General features: G+C 60.5%; 22 protein-coding genes. 12 read left to right on the top strand and 10 right to left on the bottom strand.

What is annotated here, in order from left to right; all coding sequences use genetic code 11:
* Window positions 1-25 precede the first annotated feature (25 nt).
* Both VXM67_RS16290 and VXM67_RS16285 read right to left on the bottom strand, forming a co-directional pair.
* Window positions 26-520 carry a DUF934 domain-containing protein gene (locus VXM67_RS16290; protein WP_023381071.1) on the bottom strand — a complete coding sequence of 165 codons (495 nt, stop codon included), beginning with the start codon at window positions 518-520 and terminating at the stop codon, window positions 26-28.
* Window positions 504-2,156: a nitrite/sulfite reductase gene (locus VXM67_RS16285; RefSeq protein WP_023381070.1), complete on the bottom strand. Its 1,653-nt coding sequence runs from the start codon at window positions 2,154-2,156 to the stop codon at window positions 504-506. The genes VXM67_RS16290 and VXM67_RS16285 overlap by 17 nt, the downstream gene beginning before the upstream one ends.
* Before the next feature lie 215 nt (window positions 2,157-2,371).
* Here VXM67_RS16285 and VXM67_RS16280 point away from each other — a divergent pair, with 215 nt between their 5' ends.
* A complete protein-coding gene (locus VXM67_RS16280; RefSeq protein WP_023381069.1) occupies window positions 2,372-3,448 on the top strand; it encodes an ABC transporter substrate-binding protein in 1,077 nt (358 codons plus the stop codon).
* 267 nt (window positions 3,449-3,715) lie between these two features.
* Here VXM67_RS16280 and VXM67_RS16275 read toward each other — a convergent pair whose 3' ends face one another.
* Together VXM67_RS16275 and metH are read right to left on the bottom strand one after the other, a co-directional pair.
* The gene (locus VXM67_RS16275; RefSeq protein WP_023381068.1) at window positions 3,716-3,934 is read right to left on the bottom strand and encodes a DUF2970 domain-containing protein; all 219 of its coding nucleotides are present in this window, start codon (window positions 3,932-3,934) and stop codon (window positions 3,716-3,718) included.
* 130 nt (window positions 3,935-4,064) lie between these two features.
* Complete coding sequence (gene metH, locus VXM67_RS16270; RefSeq protein WP_027907066.1) at window positions 4,065-7,772, bottom strand: methionine synthase; 3,708 nt, start codon at window positions 7,770-7,772, stop codon at window positions 4,065-4,067.
* Window positions 7,773-7,939: 167 nt separating this feature from the next.
* Here metH and VXM67_RS16265 point away from each other — a divergent pair, with 167 nt between their 5' ends.
* The 5 genes from VXM67_RS16265 to VXM67_RS16245 all read left to right on the top strand — a co-directional run bounded on the left by VXM67_RS16265 (window position 7,940) and on the right by VXM67_RS16245 (window position 13,402).
* The gene (locus VXM67_RS16265) at window positions 7,940-10,249 is read left to right on the top strand and encodes a fatty acid cis/trans isomerase (protein WP_027907065.1); all 2,310 of its coding nucleotides are present in this window, start codon (window positions 7,940-7,942) and stop codon (window positions 10,247-10,249) included.
* Between the two features lie 154 nt (window positions 10,250-10,403).
* Complete coding sequence (locus VXM67_RS16260) at window positions 10,404-11,438, top strand: acyltransferase family protein (protein WP_367237167.1); 1,035 nt, start codon at window positions 10,404-10,406, stop codon at window positions 11,436-11,438.
* A gap of 58 nt (window positions 11,439-11,496) precedes the next feature.
* Entirely contained in the window at window positions 11,497-12,081 is a 585-nt protein-coding gene (nfuA, locus tag VXM67_RS16255) for a Fe-S biogenesis protein NfuA (protein ID WP_027907063.1), read from the top strand.
* Between the two features lie 224 nt (window positions 12,082-12,305).
* Window positions 12,306-12,914 carry an SCO family protein gene (locus tag VXM67_RS16250; protein ID WP_367237166.1) on the top strand — a complete coding sequence of 203 codons (609 nt, stop codon included), beginning with the start codon at window positions 12,306-12,308 and terminating at the stop codon, window positions 12,912-12,914.
* Between the two features lie 5 nt (window positions 12,915-12,919).
* Window positions 12,920-13,402, top strand: coding sequence for a copper chaperone PCu(A)C (locus tag VXM67_RS16245; protein WP_104884064.1), 483 nt, complete (start codon window positions 12,920-12,922; stop codon window positions 13,400-13,402).
* Window positions 13,403-13,440: 38 nt separating this feature from the next.
* Here VXM67_RS16245 and VXM67_RS16240 read toward each other — a convergent pair whose 3' ends face one another.
* Window positions 13,441-13,668 (bottom strand): hypothetical protein, encoded by a 228-nt coding sequence (locus VXM67_RS16240; protein WP_003260451.1) that lies wholly within the window; start codon window positions 13,666-13,668, stop codon window positions 13,441-13,443.
* A gap of 534 nt (window positions 13,669-14,202) precedes the next feature.
* On the opposite strand from VXM67_RS16240, the gene speD reads away from it, so the two are divergent.
* From speD to dinB, 6 genes are read left to right on the top strand one after another with little or no spacing between them, the layout of a single operon-like run.
* Complete coding sequence (gene speD, locus VXM67_RS16235) at window positions 14,203-14,592, top strand: adenosylmethionine decarboxylase (protein WP_202675425.1); 390 nt, start codon at window positions 14,203-14,205, stop codon at window positions 14,590-14,592.
* Window positions 14,576-15,982: a coproporphyrinogen-III oxidase family protein gene (locus VXM67_RS16230; protein WP_104883574.1), complete on the top strand. Its 1,407-nt coding sequence runs from the start codon at window positions 14,576-14,578 to the stop codon at window positions 15,980-15,982. The genes speD and VXM67_RS16230 overlap by 17 nt, the downstream gene beginning before the upstream one ends.
* A 12-nt stretch (window positions 15,983-15,994) precedes the next feature.
* Window positions 15,995-17,212, top strand: a complete 1,218-nt coding sequence (locus tag VXM67_RS16225; RefSeq protein WP_104883575.1) for an MFS transporter — start codon at window positions 15,995-15,997, stop codon at window positions 17,210-17,212.
* Window positions 17,190-17,423, top strand: a complete 234-nt coding sequence (locus VXM67_RS16220) for a hypothetical protein (RefSeq protein WP_367237165.1) — start codon at window positions 17,190-17,192, stop codon at window positions 17,421-17,423. Before VXM67_RS16225 ends, VXM67_RS16220 begins: the two co-directional genes overlap by 23 nt.
* A gap of 2 nt (window positions 17,424-17,425) precedes the next feature.
* Window positions 17,426-19,240 carry an ornithine decarboxylase gene (locus tag VXM67_RS16215; RefSeq protein WP_367237164.1) on the top strand — a complete coding sequence of 605 codons (1,815 nt, stop codon included), beginning with the start codon at window positions 17,426-17,428 and terminating at the stop codon, window positions 19,238-19,240.
* Window positions 19,233-20,342: a DNA polymerase IV gene (dinB, locus tag VXM67_RS16210; RefSeq protein ID WP_256583295.1), complete on the top strand. Its 1,110-nt coding sequence runs from the start codon at window positions 19,233-19,235 to the stop codon at window positions 20,340-20,342. Before VXM67_RS16215 ends, dinB begins: the two co-directional genes overlap by 8 nt.
* Here the strand turns inward: dinB and VXM67_RS16205 are convergent.
* From VXM67_RS16205 to VXM67_RS16185, 5 genes are all read right to left on the bottom strand, one after another.
* On the bottom strand, window positions 20,290-21,192 hold the full coding sequence (locus VXM67_RS16205; protein ID WP_104883578.1) for an AraC family transcriptional regulator: 903 nt from the start codon (window positions 21,190-21,192) through the stop codon (window positions 20,290-20,292). The genes dinB and VXM67_RS16205 overlap by 53 nt on opposite strands.
* Entirely contained in the window at window positions 21,189-21,503 is a 315-nt protein-coding gene (locus tag VXM67_RS16200; RefSeq protein WP_023381058.1) for an AzlD domain-containing protein, read from the bottom strand. The genes VXM67_RS16205 and VXM67_RS16200 overlap by 4 nt, the downstream gene beginning before the upstream one ends.
* Window positions 21,500-22,201: an AzlC family ABC transporter permease gene (locus VXM67_RS16195; protein WP_367237163.1), complete on the bottom strand. Its 702-nt coding sequence runs from the start codon at window positions 22,199-22,201 to the stop codon at window positions 21,500-21,502. Before VXM67_RS16195 ends, VXM67_RS16200 begins: the two co-directional genes overlap by 4 nt.
* Window positions 22,202-22,277: 76 nt before the next feature.
* On the bottom strand, window positions 22,278-22,973 hold the full coding sequence (locus VXM67_RS16190; protein ID WP_023381056.1) for a hypothetical protein: 696 nt from the start codon (window positions 22,971-22,973) through the stop codon (window positions 22,278-22,280).
* A 158-nt stretch (window positions 22,974-23,131) separates the two neighbouring features.
* Window positions 23,132-24,226 carry a hypothetical protein gene (locus VXM67_RS16185; RefSeq protein WP_367237162.1) on the bottom strand — a complete coding sequence of 365 codons (1,095 nt, stop codon included), beginning with the start codon at window positions 24,224-24,226 and terminating at the stop codon, window positions 23,132-23,134.
* Window positions 24,227-24,237 lie beyond the last annotated feature (11 nt).

Raw genomic sequence — 24,237 nt, 5'->3', positions numbered from 1 at the left:
GGCCGTTGTGGCAAACACGGTCGAATCAGCGGCGGCGGAACAGCGGCAGCGGTTCGTCGGTGGCGGCCTGGTAGGTGACCGAGAAGTCCTTCAGGCTTTGCAACGCATCTTCCGGGTCTTTGTCGGCGCGGATGGCGAAGGCATCGAAGCCGCAGCGGGCCATGAAGAACAGCTGGTCGCGCAGCACGTCGCCTATGGCGCGCAGTTCGCCCTTGAACTTGTAGCGGTCTCGCAGCAGGCGCGCATTGGAGTAGCTGCGCCCGTCGGTGAAGGCCGGGAAATTCAGGGCGATGACCTGGAACTGGTCGACGTCGTCGCCAATCTCCTCGGCTTCTTCGTCGCTGTCCAGCCACACACCCAGGCCACCGTCGCGGGCCTTGAGCACGTGGGCATGGTCTCGCCACAGCTGCAGGGGGACGATGTAGTCGTCGCAGTTGGTCAGCTCGTCGAGGGTGGTTTCCTTGGGCAGCAGGTGCCAGGTTTCGTCGACGAGTTGGTTGTTCTTAATGATTCGCTGCATAGACGCGTTCCTTGAAGGGGTCGATGCCGATACGCTGGTAAGTGTCGATGAAGCGCTCTTCTTCGGTACGCTGTTCCACGTACACGGCAATCAGCTTCTCGATCACATCGGCCATGTCTTCCTGGGCGAAGGACGGGCCGAGGATCTTGCCCAGGCTCGCGCCGCGCGCGGCGTTGCCGCCCAGGGAAACCTGGTAGAACTCCTCACCCTTCTTGTCCACGCCGAGGATGCCGATATGGCCCACGTGGTGGTGGCCGCAGGCGTTCATGCAGCCGGAAATGTTCAGGTCGATTTCCCCGATGTCGAACAGGTAGTCCAGGTCGTCGAAGCGGCGCTGGATGGACTCGGCGATCGGGATCGACTTGGCGTTGGCCAGCGAGCAGAAGTCACCACCCGGGCAGCAGATGATATCGGTCAGCAGGCCGATGTTCGGCGTGGCGAAGCCGTTCTCGCGCAGCTCCATCCACAGCGTGTGCAGCTGACGCTGCTCGACGTCGGCAAGGATGATGTTCTGCTCGTGGGAAGTACGCAGGAAACCGAAGCTGTAGCGCTCGGCAAGGTCCGCCACGGCGTCCAGCTGCTTGTCGGTCAGGTCGCCTGGTGCTACACCGGTCGGCTTGAGCGACAGGGTCACGGCCACGTAGCCGGGCTTCTTGTGGGCGCGAGTGTTGCGCGAGCGCCAGCGGGCGAAGCCTGGGTGCTCCTGGTCCAGTGCGCTGTAGTCGACGTTTTCCAGCGCCTTGTAGTCAGGGTCGACGAAGTGGCGCGACACACGGTCGACTTCCGCTTGGGTCAGGGTGGTGCTGCCGCCACGCAGGTGGACCATTTCGGCCTCGACCTTCTCGGCGAACACCTCAGGGGTCAGTGCCTTGACCAGGATCTTGATGCGCGCCTTGTACTTGTTGTCACGGCGACCGTAACGGTTGTACACGCGCAGGATCGCGTCCAGGTAGCTGATCAAGTCCTGCCATGGCAGGAATTCGTTGATGAACGAACCGACCACCGGGGTACGGCCCAGGCCACCGCCGACCAGCACGCGGAAGCCCAGCTCGCCGGCTTCGTTGCGCACCGGCTCCAGGCCGATATCGTGGACTTCGATGGCCGCGCGGTCTTCCTGCGAGCCGTTGACCGCAATTTTGAACTTGCGCGGCAGGTAGGCGAATTCCGGGTGGAAGGTGGTCCACTGGCGGATGATTTCGCACCAGGGGCGAGGGTCGACGACTTCGTCGGCAGCCACACCGGCGAATTGGTCGGTGGTGGTGTTGCGCAGGCAGTTGCCGCTGGTCTGGATCGCGTGCATCTGCACGGTGGCCAGCTCGGCCAGGATGTCTGGAACATCTTCCAGCGCAGGCCAGTTGAACTGCACGTTCTGCCGGGTGCTGATGTGCGCATAGCCCTTGTCGTAGTCGCGGGCGATCTTGGCCAGCAAGCGGACCTGGGTCGAGTTCAGCTGGCCGTACGGCACGGCGACGCGCAGCATCGGGGCAAAACGTTGGATATAAAGGCCGTTCTGCAGGCGCAGAGGGCGGAATTCTTCTTCGCTCAGCTCACCGGCCAGGTAGCGGCGGGTCTGATCACGGAACTGCTTGACGCGGTCCTCGATGATCCGCTGATCGTACTCGTCGTATACGTACATAAAAGTCCTGTCTCAGGCTGCATGCAGCTATTCGCGCGCACGGCCGCGCACTCCGGTTTCGGAGCCGGGGAACGATATCAGGTTGTAGTTATGCGCTAAAGTGATGTTTTTGCATATGAAAAGAACTAAACGGACTATGTGAGACTGACTGGCATTTGTTCGCCCGTGCGCCGACATGTTTATACTCGCGACTTTGTTTCGACGGGTGTAACCGCATGCTCAAGGCGTTGTGCCAAAGCCTGTGCCTGAGCCTGCCGCTGGTAGCCAGTGCGCAGGCTGCTTCGGTGGTATTTCTCAACCCAGGCCTGTCCAGCGAAGCGTTCTGGACCAGCTATTCGCGTTTCATGCAGGCGGCGGCCGACGACCTGGGCATGACCCTTCGGGTGGAGTACAGCGAGCGCAGTGCCGAGCGTGCGCTGGTTCAGGCCCGGACGATTCTCCAGGGGCCGCAACGACCCGACTACCTGGTGCTGGTCAACGAGCAGTACGTGGCGCCGGAAATCATCCGGCTGTCCCAGGGCACCGGGGTCAAGTTGTTCCTGGTCAACAATGGCCTGACCGCCAGCCAGGCCCAGAGTATCAAGGCGCAGCCGGAGAAATACGCACAGCTGTTGGGTACCCTAACCGCCAATGACGAACAGGCCGGTTACCAGATGCTGCACCAGATGGTCGCTTTGCTGCCCCGTAGCAACGAGCCCGTGGACCTGGTGGCATTCGCCGGGGTCAAGAGCACGCCAGCCTCGCAATTGCGCGAGCAGGGCATGCGCCGGGCGTTGGCGGACTTTCCCCAGGTGCGCTTGCGTCAGGTCGTGTACGGTGGCTGGAACCGTCAGCGTGCCTTCGAACAGGCCCAGGTGCTGCTTGAGCGATATCCGGACATCAAGCTGGTCTGGTCAGCCAATGACGAAATGGCTTTTGGCGCCATGCAGGCGTTCGAAGCGGCTGGGCGCAAGCCGGGCCGGGACGTGGTGTTCAGCGCGATCAACAGCTCCCCCGAGGCACTGCGGGCACGAATCGATGGACGCCTGGGGGTATTGATGGGCGGGCACTTCACCTTGGGCGGCTGGGCCATGGTGATGCTGCATGATGATGCCCAAGGGGTGTCGATGGATCGTGATGGCCTGCATGAGTACCGGGCGCCGGCGCTGCAATCGATCGACGAGAACAAGGCCCGGCGTTGGCTGAAGCTGCTGGATCGGGACGACTACGGGATCGATTTCCAGCGTTACAGCGCCGAAGGGCGCCCGGCCGGTTTCCAGTATCCGTTTCTTGCGTCACCCGTCGACTATTGAAAAACCCTGCTTGAGAGAAGGGCATCGCTCGTCTTAACTGCTGGTTGTGAAGTGCATTCCCATAACCACTACAAGAGGCAATGCAATGGGAAACTCAACCAAGGTCCGCAAAGCTGACAGCAGCGTCGATGCCTGGGCGATCCTCTGCCTGATCGTCCTGGTGGTGGTCACTGCCGTATATTGGGTCAGCCACCAGTAGCCTTAGTCTTCAGACCGTGACTCAACCTGAGCCGCCCGTGGAAGGGATTTCCGCGGGCGGATTGCGTTTTAGCGGGCGGTGAGGTGCACGGCCAGTTGCACGAGGCCGATCAGCACCAGGATGAACACCAGCGTGAACAACGTGCCCAGCACGATGAAGTGGCTGGCTTTGCCGTGAGTGAAGTCGCGTGCCCGGTTCTTGCCGCTCTGCACGCCGAACGCTGCGGCCAGGATGCTGTGCAGCATCTGCCAGAAGGTGGGCGGCTTGCCTTGGCTGGAATCGTCCATGGGGGCTCCTGATCAATGCAGAGGCATACAAGGACAGTGTAGGTGATAGGTACTGGCCTCATCGCTGGCAAGTCGGCTCCTGCAGGCTCTGCGCCATCGTTGCAGGCGCCGGCGTGCCGGCGATGAACTGTCAGCTGTCGTAACCGAGGTTAGGTGCCAGCCAACGCTCACTTACGGTTACTTCCTGGCCCTTGCGCGCGCTGTAGCTGTCGATCTGGTCCTTGTCGACCTTGCCCACGGCAAAGTACTGCGCCTGCGGGTGGGCGAAATACCAGCCGCTGACCGCTGCCGCCGGGAACATCGCGAAGTGCTCGGTGAGGAATACGCCACTTGGGCCGGTTTCGCCGATGGCGCTGCCGTCGAGCAGGCGGAACAGCGTGGCCTTCTCGGTGTGATCCGGGCACGCGGGGTAGCCTGGGGCAGGGCGGATGCCGCTGTACTGCTCCTTGATCAGCGCTTCGTTGTCCAGGTGCTCGTCCTTGGCATAACCCCAGTGCTCTTTACGCACCTGCTCGTGCAGCCATTCGGCGCAGGCCTCGGCCAGGCGGTCGGCCAGGGCTTTGACCATGATCGAGCTGTAGTCGTCGCCCTTGTCCTGGTAGGCCTTGGCCACTTCCTCGGCACCGATGCCAGCGGTGGTGATGAAGCCGCCCATGTAGTCAGTGACGCCGCTGTCCTTTGGTGCGACGAAGTCGGCCAGGGAGAAGTTCGGCTTACCGTCCGGCTTGATGGTCTGCTGGCGCAGGTGGTGCAGGGTGGCCAGCGTCTGGCCGTTCTCGCCGTACACTTCGATGTCGTCGTCGGCCACCTGGTTGGCTGGCCAGAAACCGAAGACGGCACGGGCGCTGATCAGCTTTTCGGCGATCAGCTTGTCGAGCATCTCGCGGGCATCCTTGTACAGCGCGGTGGCGGCTTCCCCGACCACCTCGTCGGTGAGGATGCGCGGGAACTTGCCGGCCAGGTCCCAGGAGATGAAGAACGGGGTCCAGTCGATGTACTCGGCCAAGGTGCGCAGGTCGATGTCTTCCAGCACCTTGACGCCGGTGAAGGACGGGACGACCGGTTGGTAGCCGGCCCAGTCGTACTTCGGTTTGGCGGCCACTGCCTGCGCGTAGCTCAGGCGCTCGGTGCGGGCGCTGCGGTTGGCGGTGCGCTCGCGCACTTCTTCATAGTCCTGGCGAGTTTTCTCGACGAAGCCTGGCTTGAGCTCCTTGGACAGCAGCTGGGTGGCGACACCCACGGCGCGGGAGGCGTCGGTGACATAGACCACCGCATCGTTGCTGTACTTGGGTTCGATCTTCACCGCTGTGTGGGCCTTGGAGGTGGTGGCGCCACCGATCATCAGCGGCAGGTGGAAATCCTGGCGCTGCATTTCACGGGCGACGTGGACCATCTCGTCCAGCGACGGGGTGATCAGGCCGGATAGACCGATGATGTCGCAGTTCTGTTCACGGGCGGTCTGCAGGATCTTCTCCGCCGGCACCATCACGCCCAGGTCGACGATGTCGTAGCCGTTGCAGCCCAGCACCACGCCGACGATATTCTTGCCGATGTCGTGCACGTCGCCTTTGACCGTGGCCATCAGGATCTTGCCCTTGGCCTCTGGCTTGTCGCCTTTTTCCGCCTCGATGAAGGGGATCAGGTGGGCTACCGCCTGTTTCATCACGCGGGCTGACTTCACCACCTGGGGCAGGAACATCTTGCCAGCACCGAACAGGTCGCCGACCACGTTCATGCCGCTCATCAGCGGGCCTTCGATGACCTCGATAGGACGCGCGCACTGTTGACGGCACTCTTCGGTGTCTTCGACGATGAAGGCTGTGATGCCTTTGACCAGCGCGTGCTCCAGGCGTTTTTCCACCGGCAGCGAGCGCCACTCTTCGTTTTCCACTTCCTTGGCCGCGCCACCGCCCTTGTAGTCATCGGCAATGGCCAGCAATGCATCGGTGCCGTGCGGGGTGCGGTTGAGTACCACATCCTCGACCTTCTCGCGCAGGGCAGGCGGGATCTCGTCGTAGATCTCCAGCTGGCCAGCGTTGACGATACCCATGGTCAGGCCGTTCTGGATGGCGTGGTAGAGGAACACCGAGTGGATCGCCTCGCGCACCGGGTTGTTGCCGCGGAACGAGAACGATACGTTGGACACACCACCGCTCGACAGCGCGAAAGGCAGGTGGTCACGGATGTAGGCACAGGCCTCGATGAAGTCGACGGCGTAGTTGTTGTGCTCTTCGATGCCAGTGGCCACGGCGAAGATGTTGGGGTCGAAGATGATGTCTTCCGGTGGGAAGCCTACCTCGTTGACCAGGATGTCGTAGCTGCGCTGGCAGATCTCCTTCTTGCGTGCGGCAGTGTCGGCCTGGCCGACTTCGTCGAAGGCCATCACCACCACGGCGGCGCCATAGCGCTTGCACAGGCGTGCGTGGTGCTTGAACTGCTCGACGCCTTCCTTCATGGAGATCGAGTTGACGATGCCCTTGCCCTGGATGCACTTGAGGCCCGCTTCGATCACTTCCCATTTGGAGGAGTCGATCATGATCGGCACGCGGGAGATATCCGGCTCGCCAGCGATCAGGTTGAGGAAGCGGACCATGGCAGCCTGGGAGTCGAGCATCCCTTCGTCCATGTTGATGTCGATCACCTGGGCGCCGGCTTCTACCTGCTGCAGGGCGACTTCCAGCGCTTCGGTGTAGTTCTCTTCGCGGATCAGCCGGGCGAATTTGGCGGAACCGGTGATGTTGGTCCGCTCGCCGACGTTGACGAACAGCGACTGACGATCGATGGTGAACGGTTCCAGGCCCGACAGGCGGCAAGCCTTGGGTATATCGGGAATGGCCCGCGGCTTGTACTTGGCCACAGCTTCGGCGATGGCCTGGATATGCGGCGGGGTGGTGCCGCAGCAACCGCCAATGATGTTGAGGAAACCGCTGGCAGCGAACTCCTCGACCACGGCAGCCATTTCCGCCGGGGTTTCGTCGTATTCGCCGAACGCGTTGGGCAGGCCGGCATTGGGGTGCGCCGAAACATGGGTGTCGGCCTTGGTCGCCAGTTCTTCCAGGTACGGACGCAAGTCCTTGGCGCCCAGGGCGCAGTTCAGGCCGACGGAAATCGGCTTGGCGTGTCGCACCGAGTTCCAGAAGGCTTCGGTGGTCTGGCCGGACAAGGTTCGGCCGGAGGCATCGGTGATGGTGCCGGAGATCATGATCGGCAGTTCGACGCCGTCTTCTTCGAACACTTGCTGCACGGCAAAGATCGCGGCCTTGGCGTTGAGGGTGTCGAAGATGGTTTCGATCAGCAGCAGGTCGGCGCCGCCTTCGATCAAGCCACGGGTGGCCTCGATGTAGTTTTCCACCAGCTCGTCGAAGGTGACGTTGCGGTAGCCGGGGTCGTTGACGTCCGGGGAGATCGAGCAGGTACGGCTGGTAGGGCCGAGCACGCCGGCGACGAAACGCGGTTTGTCCGGGGTTTCCAGGGTCTTGGCGTCGGCCACCTGGCGGGCGATGCGGGCGCCTTCGACGTTCAGCTCGTACACCAGCGACTCCATGCCGTAGTCGGCCTGGGAGATTTGCGTGGCGTTGAACGTGTTGGTTTCAAGGATGTCGGCGCCAGCGTCCAGGTAGGCCTTCTCGATGGCGGCGATCACATCGGGGCGGCTGAGCAGCAGCAGATCGTTGTTTCCCTTGACGTCACTTGGCCAATCGGCAAAGCGCGTGCCACGATAGTCGTGTTCCTCGAGGCGGTAACTTTGGATCATAGTACCCATGCCACCGTCGAGGATCAGGATGCGCTCTTTGAGTGCGTTCTGGAGTGCTTGGAGACGAGCGCTGCGGTCGGACATAGGAACTACCTGGTCGGGCAAAAATCAGAAGGTGCCGAATCATAACAAAGCTGCGCGGTTTTTAGGCGCGCTGCCCATTTGCATGAATTCTGTTCATGTTGGGTCGATGAGCATCCAAGGACGACCAGGCTAACGTGATGGCTTTCTGTAACCAGGATTTCGCGCACATGGTGCATCGCTGTTTTATTGCCCTGGCTTGTGGCTTCGCGCTGCTCGTCAGTGGCGTGGCCTTTGGGCAGGGCCCCCAGTCGAGTCCGGGCATCTCCTACACCCGGGATATTCAACCGATCTTCACCGAGAAATGCGTGGCCTGCCATGCGTGCAACGACGCCGCGTGCCAGCTCAAGCTGGAAAGCCCCGAAGGTGCAGTGCGCGGTGCCTCCAAGGTGCCGGTGTACCAGGGCGACCGGAGCAAGGCGGTGCCCACCACACGGCTGTTCTACGACGCCCATAGCGAGGCCGAATGGCGTAAGAAGGGCTTTTATTCGGTGCTCGACAACCAGGGCAGCCAGGCCGCACTGATGGCTCGAATGCTCGAACTCGGTCACAAGACCCCGCTCACGCCCAATGCCAAATTGCCCGACGAGATCGTGCTTGGGCTCAACCGCAACAACATGTGCCCGTTGCCCCATGAGTTCGACGCTTATGCCGGCGCGCATCCCAAGGAAGGCATGCCGCTGGCCGTCACCGGTCTGACCGACCAGGAGTACCAGACCATGCGCGCCTGGCTGGCCGCCGGTGCTCCAGTCGAATACCAGCCGATCCAGCCCAGCCCGGTCGAAGCCAGGCAGATCGCCGAGTGGGAAGAACTGCTCAACCGTCCCGGTTCCACCGAAGCATTGGTGGGTCGTTGGCTGTACGAGCACCTGTTCCTCGCGCATATTTATTTCGTCGGCGGCGAACAAGGCCACTTCTTCCAATGGGTACGTTCGCGCACGCCGAGCGGCCAGCCGGTCGACCTGATCGCCACTCGTCGCCCCAACGACCCGCCGGGCACCGACTTCTACTACCGCCTGGTGCCGGTGCAGGGCGTGATCGTGCACAAGACCCACATCACGTACCCCATGGGTCCGCAGAAGCTCAAGCGGGTCAAGCAGTTGTTCTACGCGGGCGACTGGCATGCCACCGCGCTGCCGGGTTACGGCCCACGTCACCGGGCCAACCCGTTCGAGACCTTCGAGGCGATTCCGGCGGTGGCACGCTATCAGTTCATGCTGGATAACGCCGAGTACTTCGTGCGGACCTTCATCCGCGGCCCAGTTTGCCGTGGGCAAATCGCCACCGACGTGATCCGCGACAACTTCTGGGCGCTGTTCCAGGAGCCAGCGCATGACCGCTACATCACCGATGCCAAGTACCGCAGCGAAGCCACGCCGCTGTTGGCGATGCCTGGGCAGATCGATGACGTGGGCAGCGTGCTCACCCTGTGGCACGCCTACCGGGACAAGCGCAATGAATATGAAAAGCTGCGCCGCGAGGCCTACGCCGAGATGGCGCCGCCGAGTTGGTCGACCCTGTGGGCGGGCAACGACAATGCCTTGCTGACCATCTTCCGCCACTTTGACAGTGCTTCGGTGACCAAGGGGTTGATCGGCGATGTGCCGCTGACCACCTGGCTGTTCGACTACCCGTTGTTCGAGCGCACTTATTATCAGTTGGCGGTCAACTTCGATGTGTTTGGCAACGTCTCGCACCAGTTGCAGACGCGCTTGTACTTCGACTTGATCCGCAACGGCGCCGAGGTCAACTTCCTGCGCCTGATGCCGGCCGATCAGCGTGGCAAGGTGCTCAGCAACTGGTACCAGAACAGCGGCAAGGTGAAGATGTGGATGGACTACGAGGACATCGACACCGACACCCCAAGCGGGCTGAAACTCGACCCTCGCGACCCGACGCGCGACTTTGGCCTGAAACTGCTGCAGCGCACCGGCAGCCTCAACGCAGCGCCAGACCCGATCAACCGCTGCAAGGGCGCTTATTGTTCACGGCCGGAGATGGATGCCGAGTTCCGCGATGTAGAGCAGTCGCTCAGCCGACTGGTGTCGCGTCCGGCGGCGGGGCTGAAGGTGATCAACCAACTGCCCGAGGCGACCATGCTGCGCATCGAAGGCGAGGGCGGCCGCCGTCAGGTCTACAGCCTGTTGCGCAACAGGGCCCACAGCAATGTGGCCTTCTTGCTGGGCGAGGCGTACCGCTACCAGCCAGGTCTGGATACCCTGACCCTGTACCCGGGGGTGCTCAGTAGCTACCCGAACTTCATCTTCAACATCCCGGCGTCGAACGTGCCGGAGTTCGTCGAGGACATGGAGGCGGCACGCGACGACCCGGCCAAGTTCGAACGCATCGTCATGCGCTGGGGCGTGCGGCGTAGCCATCCGCGGTTCTGGTTCTACTTCCATGACCTGAACACCTTCATCGAACAGACCGATCCGGTCGAGGCGGGCGTACTGGACATGAACCGCTACGAGAACCTCTGATCGGCCGGACTGACCTTTGCGGACTCACTGCGGTCCCAAAGGTCGGGTGGCCAGGGGCTGGTTTGCAGCCCCATCGCCGACAAGCCGGCTCCTGCAGGTGCTGTGGGAGCCGGGCGGGCGAGGCCTCAATGCACCGGCTGATCGCAGGTATTTCATGCTGTATTCGCTTCAGGCACTGCGGGCGCTCGCCGCCTGGGTGGTGGTCTGCCACCACTTCATGCAAATTTTCTTCGACTTCCATGCCACCGGCCCTGTCGGCCGCCTGCTCAGCGAGCGAGGCGCCGTGGGGGTCGACATCTTCTTCGTGATCAGCGGCCTGGTGATCTACCTCTCAACCCGAGACAAAGCCATCGCCCCTGGGCAGTTCCTGCTCAACCGACTGCTGCGCATCGTCCCGGCGTACTGGTTCTACACGGCGCTGATGGCCACGCTGCTACTCGTCGCCAGCCAATGGATGCCCCACCAGGTGTTCCAATGGCAACACTTGCTGTTGTCGCTGTTGTTCATTCCGGCCGAAAACCCGGGAGGTTATGGGCTGTATCCGACCCTGAACGTTGGCTGGACGCTGAATTACGAAATGTTCTTCTACGCGTTGTTCGGCCTCGCGTTTATGGCCCGCCAGCGTCACCACCTGTTGCTGGTGGCCGCCGCGCTGCTGGTGGTGAGTGAGTTGCTGGGCCGATTGGGTGTCGTCAGCCGTTTCTACAACAACGACATCATCTACGAGTTCCTGCTCGGTATTGGCCTGGGTGTGCTGTACCGCCGCGGACTCATTCGCGAGAGGCGATGGCTGCCGCTGGCAGTACTGGCGGTGGCGGGGTATGCGCTGTTTCACCTGGACGCTTCCCAGCGCCTGCTGCACTGGGGGCTGCCGAGCGCGCTGGTGGTGCTGGCATTCGTTGCGTTAGAGCCCTGGTTCAAAGGCAATCGACTGCTCAAGATGCTGGGCGACTGCTCCTATTCGGTGTACCTGATCCATGTGCTGGTGCTTTACGGCGGCTGGTTCGTCAGCCAGCGGCTGAAGCTGAACCCTTACCTGGTCTTCGCCTTCTGCGTGCCGTCCATTGGACTAATGTCTTGGTTCAGCTACCAGTGGCTTGAGCGAGGCCTGTACCGACGGATGCACGCCTGGCTGGCGGCGCCACGGGAGCAAAGCCAGGCATATGCGCTTTCCCGAGTCAATTACTAGGACTTTGTTCGAAGGCCAGGTTGGCGTACACTTGGCCGCAAGTCTGTGAGGAACTTCCATGAGCGCTATAACCATTACCGACGCCGCCCATGATTACCTGGCCGATCTGCTGTCCAAGCAGAACACGCCTGGCATCGGCATCCGCATTTTCATCACCCAGCCGGGCACCCAGTACGCCGAGACCTGCATCGCCTACTGCAAGCCGGGCGAAGAGAAGCCTGACGACACCGCGCTGGGGCTCAAGAGCTTCACCGCGTACATCGATTCGGTCAGCGAACCGTTCCTCGAGGACGCGCTGGTCGACTACGCCACCGATCGCATGGGTGGCCAACTGACCATCAAGGCGCCGAATGCCAAGGTGCCGATGGTCAACGAAGACAGCCCGATCAACGAACGCATCAACTACTACCTGCAGACCGAGATCAACCCGGGGCTGGCCAGCCACGGTGGTCAGGTCAGCCTGGTGGACGTGGTCGACGACGGTATCGCCGTGCTGCAGTTCGGCGGCGGTTGCCAGGGTTGCGGCCAGGCGGACGTCACCCTCAAGGACGGCATCGAGCGTACCCTGCTCGAGCGCATTCCTGAGCTCAAGGGTGTACGTGACGTGACCGACCACAGCCAGAAAGAAAACGCGTACTACTGAGACGTCTCGGGCGATTCAGGTTGGCGCTGCCAGAACCTTGATCCCTAGCAACAAACTGTTACGGATTCAACCCCTGCGACAACAGGCCGCAGCCCGTATTTAAAGGGCTGCAGGCCTGCACCTCCAACGTCGGGTAGATGCCCTGGGGGTGTCATGCCAGAATGCCCCGGTTTTTCGGCCGGCCTGTCCCTAGGGCCGGCACCTTCCCTGTAAAGGATGGTTCCATGAATGATCTGTTTACCCGGCGCGCGGTCGTCGCCGGGATGGGCGTTCTCGGGCTCGGCCTGCTGGCAGGCTGCAGCCCGGCCCGGGGGCTCGAGTTCAAGTACGGCAAGAACATGAGCAACGAAATCCTCGGGCGCAAGTTCCGCCTCAAGGATACCCGTGGCAACGACGTCACCTTGTCGAGCTTCTACGGCAGCATGCCGATGATCTTCTTCGGCTTTACCCAGTGCCCGGCGGTCTGTCCGACTACGCTGGCGCGCGCCGCACAAATCCGCAAGCTGCTCAAAGGCCGCGATCGCGACCTGTTCCAGGTGGTGCTGATTACCCTGGATCCGGAGCGCGACACGCCGGAAGTGCTCGATGCCTACGTCAAGGCGTTCGACCCGTCGTTCACCGCGCTTACCGGCACCCCCGAGGAAATCGCCGCGGTAGCGAAGGAATTCAAGGTGTTCTACGAGAAGGTCCCGGCCGGGGATACCTATACCGTCTCCCACTCGTCCACCAGCTATGTCTACGATACGCGCGGCACGCTGCGCCTGAGCCTGGGCCATTCCCTGACCGCCCAGGAATGCGCCGAAGACCTGGTTACCCTGATGGAGATTTGCTAATGGCTATTTCACTGCAACCGTTCAAGCGCGGCCTGGCCACGCTGGCATTGATGGGCCTCGCCTTGCCGGCTCTGGCTCAGACCACGGTGAGTGATGCGTGGGTACGCGCCAGTGTGCCGCACCAGCAGTCCACCGGTGCCTTCATGACCCTGACCGCCAGCAGCGACAGCAAGTTGGTGGGCGTGGCATCCAAGTTGGCCAAGACCGTTCAGGTGCACGAGATGACCATGAACGGCGACGTGATGGGCATGCGTGAGGTGAAAACCGTCGAGTTGCCAGCCGGCAAAGCCGTGACGCTGGATCCGAATGGCCTGCACGTGATGCTGATGGGGCTGAGCAATCAGGTGAAGGAGGGTGAGAAAGTGCCGCTGACCCTGACCATCGAAGATGCCAAAGGCGCCAGGGAAACCTTGGACGTGCAGGCTGAAGTGCGGGCGCTCACAGCCGAGGTGGGCGCAGGGCATGACCACATGCACATGAACCACTGACACACTTGAAACAGGGCCGCACAGCGGCCCTGATCTTTTCAGCTGCGAAACTTGGGCAGCGGCCTGTCGAGCGTCAGCGAGGTCAGGGTCTTGCGTACCTGGGCCTCGTCAGCCTCCAGGGCCTTGAGGCTCGCGCGGATCTTGCCGGCGGCGGGCACATCGCCCTGCCGGTCGATCCAGTCGGCAATCTCCTTGCAGGCGCTGCTCAGGCAGGCTTGGCGCTGGTTCATCAGCGACAGCAGGGTGGTGAGCTCTCTTTCGGACATGGCAGGATCCTCCGTTCAGCTCTGTCAGTGTAGCAGAGGCTTGACGGGGCTCTGCTGCCTGTGCGTGAGGCGCCGAACCGGCAGAAAACGGCGGCGGTGGCGGCCGGTAACAACTCGTTACGTATAAACAACATGTTTAAATTTGATGCCATTGCTCCTTGTGGGGACGAGGAGTGTGCGCATTTTAGTAAGCGCCATTGAAGTGCTCTATCCCACCGTGGGTGAATATTGGGTAGTGCGCTTATCAAGCATGTAAGCAGTGTAGGAATATTCTGCTTGCTTGGTCAGTGCATGTCGTTGGTCGTGTTCTTGTTACAACTTGGTTGTTGAGTGTGGCCCCAAAGAAGTCTTAGGTTGGAGTTGCCCTGCAGATACACGGGCGACCTCAATAATCTGAAAGGAGTTCACATATGAAATCTGCAATCGAACTGTTCAAGACCGATGTGGCTGGCGTTGACACGAAAGGTGTTTGCATGTGGTAAGTAAGGGGGCGGCTTCGTGCCGCCCCTTCATTTTCCTGAAGGAGCACGCTTTATGAACGATCGTGGATACCACACCATCTGGGATATAACCGGTGCCAATGCGCAGTTGCTGAGCAATGATAAAGCATTGCATTGCTTCTTTTTATCTGCTCTGCAGGCATCCGGGTTTACCGTGATAAGCGATATGATTCACAAGTTTTCCTCAGGCGGGGAGGGAGTTACCGGGCTTTTTCTTTTGTCCGAGTCTCACCTTTCTTACCATACTTATCCTGAGCGCGGCTACATTAGTATTGACGTGTATACGTGTGGGAAGAGTAATCAATCGATCAATGAAGGGATTTCAGAATTTTTTGGTACGGATGTACAAATCAATCGAAGAACGTTGTTGCGTGGAAGTGCAGTGAACGATCCAGGGGGGGTTAGGCATGCAGTTGCTCGATAGAGGAATGTTAAAGTTTGACTATCAGTTCCCGCTCTACAATTTTTTCTTTCCAACGCAAGCACTCAATGTTTACCAGCCGGGACGAAATCAGTTTGCTGAGATGATGGTCACTGCGAATAAGAGTGCGCGTTCACGGGCGTTGTACTTCCACATCCCCTTCTGTGAGTCCATTTGTTCGTTTTGCCCGTTTACCCGAGGGCTGTACAAGCGAGCCGAGGACATCGACCGATATACGCAGGCTCTGATCGGCGAAATAGAGTACAAGGCACAAGTAATGGACTTGAAGGCGGTCCCGGTCAGAGCCATATTTTTTGGTGGTGGAACACCATCACTGCTATCGCCGCGAAACATTTACGACATTGGCGAGGCGCTGCATCGTCATTTCGATATGCGCGATGTACAGGAGTTCTCATTCGAGTTCAATGTCACCAGTGTCACCGAAGAGCGTATTCGCGCACTCGCTGCCATTGGTATCACTCATGCACGATTTGGCCTGCAAACGACTGATCGTGAATGGCGGCACCTGTTCAATCTCGACCCGGACATTGGCAAGATCGAGCGTGCTGCCGAACTGCTGCGCGGCCATTTTGGGCATGTGCTCTGCGACATCCTGTATGGCATGAACGGAAGCCATGAGCAGCAGACACTTGCCGACATTGATAAAGCGGTTGAGATGGGCGTCAGTAATGTGGATATCTACCCTATTAATAACGCTGCCACATCCGTCAAACTACATAAGCAGATCAAGGCTCGCTTCGCGGACGTAATGCCTGCGATGCGCAAGCTCAACATGAAATTTATGCTCGATGAGCATCTGCGCCAGTATGGTTATGTTCCCTATAATGGCCATGGCTATGTGCACAGGCCCGGCGCCGATAGCTTGCTATTCGCTAACGATTACTCATTTGTCTACCACGAACATGTCTACGGCTATGCCGACCATGACCTGCTGGGCTTTGGCGTGGGCGCCATCTCGTCGGTGGCGGGGCACGTCATTACCAACATTTCATTGCGCGAAAAATATACCCAACGCATGGCGGTAGGGGAGCACGTGTGCCAGGTGAGTGGGCATGATTCGCTGCTGGATGTGGTCAAGCCGCTGGTCGTTCGCCTGGCGTATCACGGCGTGGTCGACAAACGCCAGGTTGAAATGTGCCGTGTGCCGGAGGCGCTGATACATCGGCTTGATGCTTTGATCCAGGCAGGCCTGGTCCTGGAGGACACAAACCATTATCGGCTGACGCGGCTTGGCTGGCTTTGGTACAGCAACATCATGTTTTACCTGATGCCGGCAGGTGAGCAGGACATTCTAAAGAAGCTGGTATTCGAGCGGCTTGATGTACCAGGGCGCGACATCACCGAGCGTGAATTGATTTATGCAGCTGGCTAAGGAGCACCGGATATGCAGGCGTTGACTGTTAATTACGGAACGCGTTCGCTGGCGTTGGGGTACTGCTTTTCCAAATGCGGTGAGTTTGCCTTCGAAGCTGCATTTGCCGTGGCAATCGTGTCCATGGCCGATGCCGACCTGCTTTTGATCGGCATTGCCTATTTCTTCCGCTACTTGCCGAGTGTGGTATTTTCGCCCCTGGGCGGCTGGCTGGCAGATAACGGCGACAAGAAACGAACGCTGTTGGCGGTCGAGGTGAGCAAAGGTGTTTTGGCTCTTGCCTTCTTTTCCTTGTTCAGTCTGCACACGTCTGTATTGCCGGTGCTGGTTGGGTTGGCGATGGTCATGACGGCACTGGAATGCCTTTATGCGCCGACCTTTCGAGCATACTTTCCCGATCTTGTCGAAAAGCATCTGTTGGCCTCGGTGAACAGTGGGGTTCAGGTGATCGAAGATGTCGCCTCGATTGTCGGTCCGCTGGTTTTTTCGGCATGTGTGCTGCTGCTGACGCGCGAAGCGACTTTCCTGTTTTTTGTGCTGTGCCTAGTGTTGTCGGCCATTTCCATCACCGCCCTCAGACCTGGCAGGCGAGGCAAGCATCAGGTGTTTGATGGGCGTGCCATAATTCGCGATGCCGCACGCAATGTGAGCAAGCTCAGGAGCAACAACGCCCCATTATTTGCCGTTATTGGCTGCACCACGCTCTGTGCACTTTTTGCAACGTCGGTCATTCGCTTCATCCTTCCGGCTGCGGTGCTGGAACATTTTGCCTCCGAAGCGGCGGTTGGTTACGTAATTTCGTTGCTTGCTGCAGGTACTGTGCTGGGGGGTGTGCTTTACACACGTTTGAACCCGCGCACTACCACTCGGACGGTATTGCGGTATTGGCTGCTGTATGGCGCATTGTTTTTGGCTGCCGCAATCGCACTGCAAGTCAACAGCTGGATATTCCTGCTGGCCCTATTTCTGGTCGGCTTCATTGGAGCATTTGTCGATATCGCTATCGTGACCAATATCCAGTGCTTGTCGGGTGAGCAGGAAGTTGGCAGGAATTTCTCTCTCTACTATTTCACGGCCGTCATGGGTGATGCCGTTTCAGGGCTGGTTGCCAGTTTGGTGTTTGTACTTGCAGGGCCGGCGACCTTCATCTGGATGACGCTGATGTTGTTTATTGCTCCAGTGCGCTGGAACCTGAAAGGAAAAAACCATGACACCGACAATCGTCTATAGCGTGGCGCTCGATGTAGACATGTGGGAGGGCGTGCAAACCATACCTTTGGATTCGTCGGTAAATCTTGCACTCGCTTCGGCTTTGTATATGACACCTGAGGACGCGCTGCAAGCGACCGTGCGTGAAGCGGTGGAGCGTTGGCGTTTACCACTGTTCATTAGTTCGAACGCTGCGAGTGGTCCGGCAGAGGGGGGGACGAGCGGCAGCTGAAATTGCCATTATCTGAGCATGACAAGGCCAGGCTGATAGCTGCTGCACTCGCCTTTGAACAGCAGGTTTTACCACCCTTCACCCGTGCGCTTGCATCATTTGTCGACAAACGCCGACCCACGTTTGCCTGCCCTGGTCACCAAGGGGGAGCCTGTTTACAGCAGCACCCGGCCGGTGCCCGTTTCCGGCAATTGCTGGGGCCGGAAGTGTTTCATGTGGATGTCCCCCATGCAGCACCGGAGCTGGGTGACGTGCTCGGTCATGAAGGCCCGGTACAAGAGGCCGAACAACTGGCAGCAAGGGTTTTTGGTGCCGACGATACTTGGTTCGTGCTCAATGGCACGTCTACTGCGAACAAGGTGGTTGCCAGCGCTCTGCTGGCGGCAGGCGATTTGGTGTTGATGGATCGAAACAACCATAAGTCGGTGTTTCTCGGTGCCTTGATCCAGTGCGGTGCATTGCCGGTGTACTTGGACAATGTACGAGATGAGCGGGGGGGGCTGGGCGGCTACCGATTGGGTGCCCTGGATGAGGGGCACTTGCGCAGCCGGGTGGGTCAGATCTGTGAGCGGCGGTCGCACGAACCCAGGCCTTTTCGTCTGGCGATAATCCAGCAGGCGACCTGCGATGGAGTTGTGGTCGACGCAGCGGCAATGTTGGCGCGCATTGGCCATCTTTGTGAATACGTACTGTTCGACGGCGCCTGGGCTGGGTATGAGCCTTTCATTCCGGCATTGGCCACACTGTCGCCGCTGAACGTGCAGTTGATCGATACCTCCCCCGGTATTGTCGTGACCCAGTCGGTGCACAAGCAGATGTCCGGGCTCTCCCAGGCGTCGCAGATTCACAAGAAAGACCGGCATATCGGCCATCTGCCAAGTTACTGCCCGCGGCCAGTGTTCAATGCCGCCTTCATGCAACACGCCTCGACCAGCCCTTCCTACCCTTTGTTCATGTCGCTGGAGGTAAATGCCGCCATGCTTGCCGACGGCGAAGGCGAGCGGCATTGGCGGCAGGCGTTGGCCGCTGCGCAGACATTGCGGGACCAAGTGGCACGCCGCTGCCGGTTCATCCGGCCACTGATGCCGCCTGTTTCCGAAATCCCGCTCGAATACCAGGCGCAGGGCGCGTTACCTATCGAGCCTGGTCTGCACTACATCGACCCATGCAAAGCCATTTTCACTACTCGAGGACAGCTCGACATCCCGGCATGCCTGGTCACCCAGTACCTGCGAGATTGCGGCTTTACCCCGGAAAAAACGGATTTCTACACCTTCACCCTGCTAATGACGCCATCCAGCAACAATGCCGCCTTGAATGGGTTGGTGCATGTTCTGGAGTTTTTCGAAGCGCACTTGCTCGAGGGGGCTGCGGTGCTGCAACTGCTGCCTTCGCTGCGTTTAGCTCCAGCGCCTTATCAGGGGCTATCCCTTGCTATGCTCGGTGAGCGCATCAATACGCTCTATCGCGCACATCAGGTAGAACAGAGGCAAAGTGAGATCTTCAGTGCCATTGGTGCGGCACAGGTGGATTGCCCCCCGTATCAGGCCAACCAGCGGTTTGTGCGTGGCGAAGCCCGCCTTCAGAGCATTGGAGAGGTTACGGGCAGGGTTGCGGCCGAGGGGGTTATTCCATACCCGCCAGGGATCATGTGTATCGCCCCCGGCGAGCGCTGGACTGCGGCTTTGGTTGGCTACCTGCAGGCAGTCGAGGCGTTGTCTGTGCAATACCCCGAATTTGCCCCGCATATTCAGGGTGTGCACAAGGTTCGTAATACCGATGGATCGGTCTCGCTGGGGGTATTCGTGCTTGACTGAAAACGCTCAATCGCATGACAGCGCGGGGCAGCAACCGAACGGTCACGGGCGCAAATTCATTCACATCGACATGGACTCATACTTCGTTGCCGTCGAGCTGCTGGATGCCCCATGGTTGTGTGAACGACCTGTCGCTGTCGGCGGAAAGGCGACTGACCGGGGTGTGATCAGTACATCCAACTACATCGCCAGGCGATTTGGCGTCAGGAGCGGCATGGCAACCGCAACAGCGCAACGCTTATGTCCGGGGTTGGTCCTGTTGCCTGTGCGCTTCGAGCGTTACGAGGCAGTGACTCGCAGGCTGGACATCATTTTCCGGCGTTATACCTCGAGCGTCGAGTTTCTCTCGCTGGATGAGGCAACGCTGGATGTGACAGGGCAGACGCACTGCAGCGGATCGGCGACTTACATGGCAAGCCGGATCCGGGCGACCATTGAACAAGAGCTGCAGTTGACAGCTTCTGCGGGTATCGCTCCTTTGAAGTACCTGGCGAAAATGGCTTCGGAGGTGAACAAGCCTGACGGCCAGTTCGTTATCGCGCCGGATCAGGTGCAGGCCTTTCTTGCGAGCCTGGACATTCGCAAGATTCCAGGGGTGGGTCCCAAGACCTGGGCGGTATTGCAAGCATTGGGGTGTACAAAATGTGCTGATGTCACAGACGAGATGATACCGGCCCTGCTGCGTCACCTTGGCGCTCACGGTTTCTATGTGTGGGAGCGTTGCCGGGGTCGGGAAGGTTACGAAGGCAAGCCCAGTGGTATGCAGTCGTTCGGTGTTGAGCATACGTTGCCCAGCGATTGTGATGATTTTGCTTGCTGTATCCGAGAGCTGGATGAACTACTGGCGAGTTTAGCGACCCGCTTGCAAGCGCTAGGCAACGCACCGCCTATTATCAAGAATCAAGTCAAACTCAAGTTTTCCGATTTTTCTGTTGCCACTGCCGAAGCGCCCGCCCTGGCGTTACAACCGCAGGTCATGCGGGGGCTGTGTCGAATGCTTTGGGAAAGCAAGCGGCAGGGGCGAGCAGTGCGCCTGGTTGGTGTTGCCGTCAGGATTCGACGGGACCTGCTGGATCCATTGCAACTTGAGTTGGCATTGTGAGCGATCCGGCAGGCATGTTTGAGCTGATGCACGCCTGCCGGTAGGCCCCAGGGGGCACTCCATAGGCCTGCTTGAACTGCCGGCTCAGATGACTCTGGTCGGCATAACCCAGGTCGAACGCTACCTCCGAGGCTGCCCAGCCACGCTTGAGCATTTCCCGTGCCCGGGCCAGGCGGCGCTGCTTCAGCCAGGCATGTGGCGGCAGGCCGGTGGCCTGGCGGAACACCCGGGCAAAATGGAACGGCGACAGGTTGACCGCCGCCGCCAGCGCTTCAAGCGAGGGCGGGTCGGCCAGCTGGCTTTCCAGCAGTTCGCGGGCGCGGGCCACTGCCAGCGGTTCCTGGCCGGGCGCCGCAGGTTCTGCGCATTGCCCGTGGCGCTGCACCAGGGCCAGTACCGCCTGGCGCCAGGCGGTTTGCTGCTCGAGGGCACTGGCGCCGGATTCGGACAGCTGGTGCAGTTGGCTGAACGCCAAGGCCAGGGCCGGGTCCTGAATCACACTTTCCTTGAAATGCGGCATGCCATGGCGGCCAAGCTCTAGCTCGTCCAGCACGCCGGTGACCCGCTCGTGCTCCGGATAGAAACCGCGATAGCGCCAACCGGCTTCATGGGCGGTGGCCCCGGTGTGCAGCTCATCGGGATTGATCAGTACCATGCTGCCGACCGGTGCCAGATGCTCGCTGCCTCGGTGCCAGAAGCGCTGGGCCCCGGACTCGATCACGGTAAATACGTAGCCCTCATGCACGTGCGGGGCAAAGCGTTGCTGGAAATACCGCGCATGCAGCATCTCCACATCGCCCAGGGCAGGCGCTTGCCAGAGGTGGGTCTGTTCGCGCAGGGGTCTGCTCATGCCAGCCAGCTACGCAGAAGAAAGAAGATCAACATGCTCACCAGCATGCTCAACAATACGCTGCGCGTCCAGAGCACCAGTGCGATGGCCACCAGCGAGCCAAGCAGGTAAGGATTGAGCGGGCTCAGGTCCAGTTGGTGGTCGGGCAGGAAGATGATCGGCCCGCAGATGGCCGTGAGCATGCCGGGCACGGCGAAGCCCAGGAACTGCCGGGCATTGGAGCTCAGGCGCAGGGGCAGGCGAGGTTCCAGGAAGGCATAGCGGTTGAGGAATACCACCGCGCCCATGGTGAATATCAGCAACCAGATCATGCGCGGCCTCCGGAAAACTTCTGACAAATAAAGCCCGCCGCCATGCCTAGCAGGCCTGCAGCCACCAGCGCAGTTTCCCACTGCCAGTAGCTGAACAGCACCGAGCAGAACAGCGATACCGCCACACAGACGACTGTCGCCAGGCTGCGTACAAGCGGCGCAATCAGGGCGACGAAGGTGGCGACGATGGAGAAGTCCAGACCCAGTTGATCCAGGTGCGGGATGTTCTGGCCGAGGATGATCCCGGCCAGGGTGAACAGGTTCCACGCTATATAGAAGGTCAGGCCCACACCCAGTGCGTACCAGCGGTTGAACTGCTGCTGGTCGTAATGGCTGGTCAGCGCGAAGAACTCGTCGGTGAGCAGAAAGCCCAGACCCAGCCGCCAGCGCAGCGGCTGACTCGACAGCACCGGGCGCATGGACAGGCCATAGAGCAAGTGCTGAGAAGTCAGCAGCAGGGTGGTGAGCAGGATCGACGCCAGGTTGGCGCCGCCCTTGAGCATGCCAATGGCCACCAGTTGTGCCGCGCCCGCGAAGACGATGGCCGAAAGCCCCTGGCCTTCCCAGGCGCTGAGGTTGGCTTCGATGGCCATGGAGCCTGCCAGCAACCCCCACGGGGCCACGGCCAGGGACAGCGGGAGAATGGCGATGGCGCCGTGGAGAAAGGCTTGACGGGCAATGGGAGGGCTGCTGGGCATGGCGATGACGACACGTCGATTAGGCAGGCCAGCATGCCAGAGCGAGGGAGCCGATGGCTTGAACGATCTTGCTCTGTCAGCGGTGGCTGGCCAAACGCTGCTGGGCGGTGGCGCAGCCATTGATTTCGATAGCCTTTTGCAACAGGGCTTGACGCTGCTGCGGATCCAGGTCGCTCAACAGCCGGTAGACCTCGGCCTGGTAGTCGCGCTGACGCCCCCATTGCATCTGCAGGCCCTGTGGTTGGCTGCGATTGCAGGCCAGGCGCAAGGCCGGTTGCGGGTAGTAGGGTGCGTAAAGCGTGGCCATGCTGGGAATGGCTTCCAGCTCCTGGCGGTAGGTCGGGCTGGTGTTGTACGGCGCGCACAAGCTGGCAATGGCCGAGGCAGGAGGGGCGAACCCTTGTTTGAGACTGTCCTCCAGCAATGGGCAGGCGGCATCCGGAATCTGTGCTGCCGGCAAGTAGGTCATGTAGTACAGGGCCAGTCGGTACTGTGCCACCGGGTGGCCCAATTCCACGGACTTCTTCAGCAATGCCACGGCCGTCGGCAACGTGCGGGCCATGGCCTCGCCCTGGCGGGTCAACTCAGGGTCGCTGCCCAGGGCGGTGCGCAGGGGGCTAGGGTTGTCTTCCTGGGTATCGGCCTGTTCGAGCAGTGGCAGGGCCTGGCGATAGAGCAGGTCGGCATGGGGATCGATGCGCACATCGAGCGCTTGCGCGGCCAGCGGTAACAGGGCGAACAACAGCGCAGGCAGGGGTCGGACGCGACTCACAGGCTGCCCTCGCACGACGAACAGCGGTCATGGCCAGCGGGCAGGGTCTGATGCAGGACTACGAGGTTCATGGCCGGTACAGGGTGCCTCAGGCATAACGGAACGACGACGTATTCTAGCCATGCCCAGGCGCTTGCCGGAAGGCCCAAGGGCAACTGTCAGACGAGCTTGATCGGTGTGACCTTGCGCGGAGCGTGTTTTTCCTGGGCCAGGCCAAGTTTGGCGGTGATCACCTTGGCTACTGCATTGTTGCCCAGGTCGTTGAGGTGCAGGCGATCGACGAACAGCTCGGCGGCGAATACAGGTGAGCTGCTGAGCATGCTGTTCATGTCATAGCAGGGAACCGGGTCGGCCTGGCGCTTGATACGGCGGAAGTAGGCCATGTGCAGTTGGCTGTCGAATGCATCCTCCAACAACTTGTCGAAGTTCGCCGGTCGACGCTCCAGGGCTGCCAGCATTGCTTGCTCGCCAGCGGGTACCGTGTCCCGGCACCAGAGCAGCAGTGGCTGGAGAATGAAGGTGAGCGTGGCGTGGCTGTCGGCTAGCATGCGCTCCCATTGGCGCAGGGTGCGGCCGATGGTGTCGGCGGCGCGGGCCATGCGTTTTTCTGGCGAGGAGAGTGTCCAGTTGATCGGGGTAGATGGTCTGCGCGGCGCCAGGGCTTGCCCCAGGCGGCGCCACAAGGACTGGTTGGTCGGCGAGGCCGGGGGCTGAACCCCTTCCTTGAAACTGTCGAGAAATGCCTGCTGGGCCTTGGCATGCTGTGGGTCGAGCAGGCCGTCGAGGACTTCGCTCAAGCCTTCGTGGGCCAAAGTGTTCAGGCCACTTAGAACCACCACGTGGCCGATCTGCCCGAAGCGGTGCTGATGGGTGAGGAACAGCAGCAGTTCCTGGCTGGCGTTGAGTCCGCAACTGGCCAGATTCAGCCATACCTCTCCGGTGAGCATCGACAGGTGCGAGGCCACGGTGTGCTCGTCGGAGCTGGCTCCAATGCCCAATACGGCGGAGCCACCGACCAGCAGGTTGACACGTCCTGCCGGGCCACGTTCGGCCGCCGAGAAGCGCTTGCCAGCGAAATGGCTGTAGCGAAAGCCCAGTGCATCGGTGTTGATGGTGCCCGAGCGATAGCCGCGCTCGTGCACCTGCAAGGTGTGCGGCGCCCGCTGGTTACCCATCAACAGGAAATGCTGATAGTCCTGCTGCAGGGAAGAGGGCATGTCCGGCGCGTCGTTGGCTGTGTCGGTCGTCGTCATGGGCATTCCTC

The organism is Pseudomonas sp. Rh2, from assembly GCF_040762985.1.
Taxonomy (GTDB): Bacteria; Pseudomonadota; Gammaproteobacteria; order Pseudomonadales; family Pseudomonadaceae; genus Aquipseudomonas; species Aquipseudomonas taiwanensis.
The sequence above is the reverse complement of the archived record's forward strand: the minus strand, read 5'-3'. Positions and strand labels throughout refer to the sequence as shown.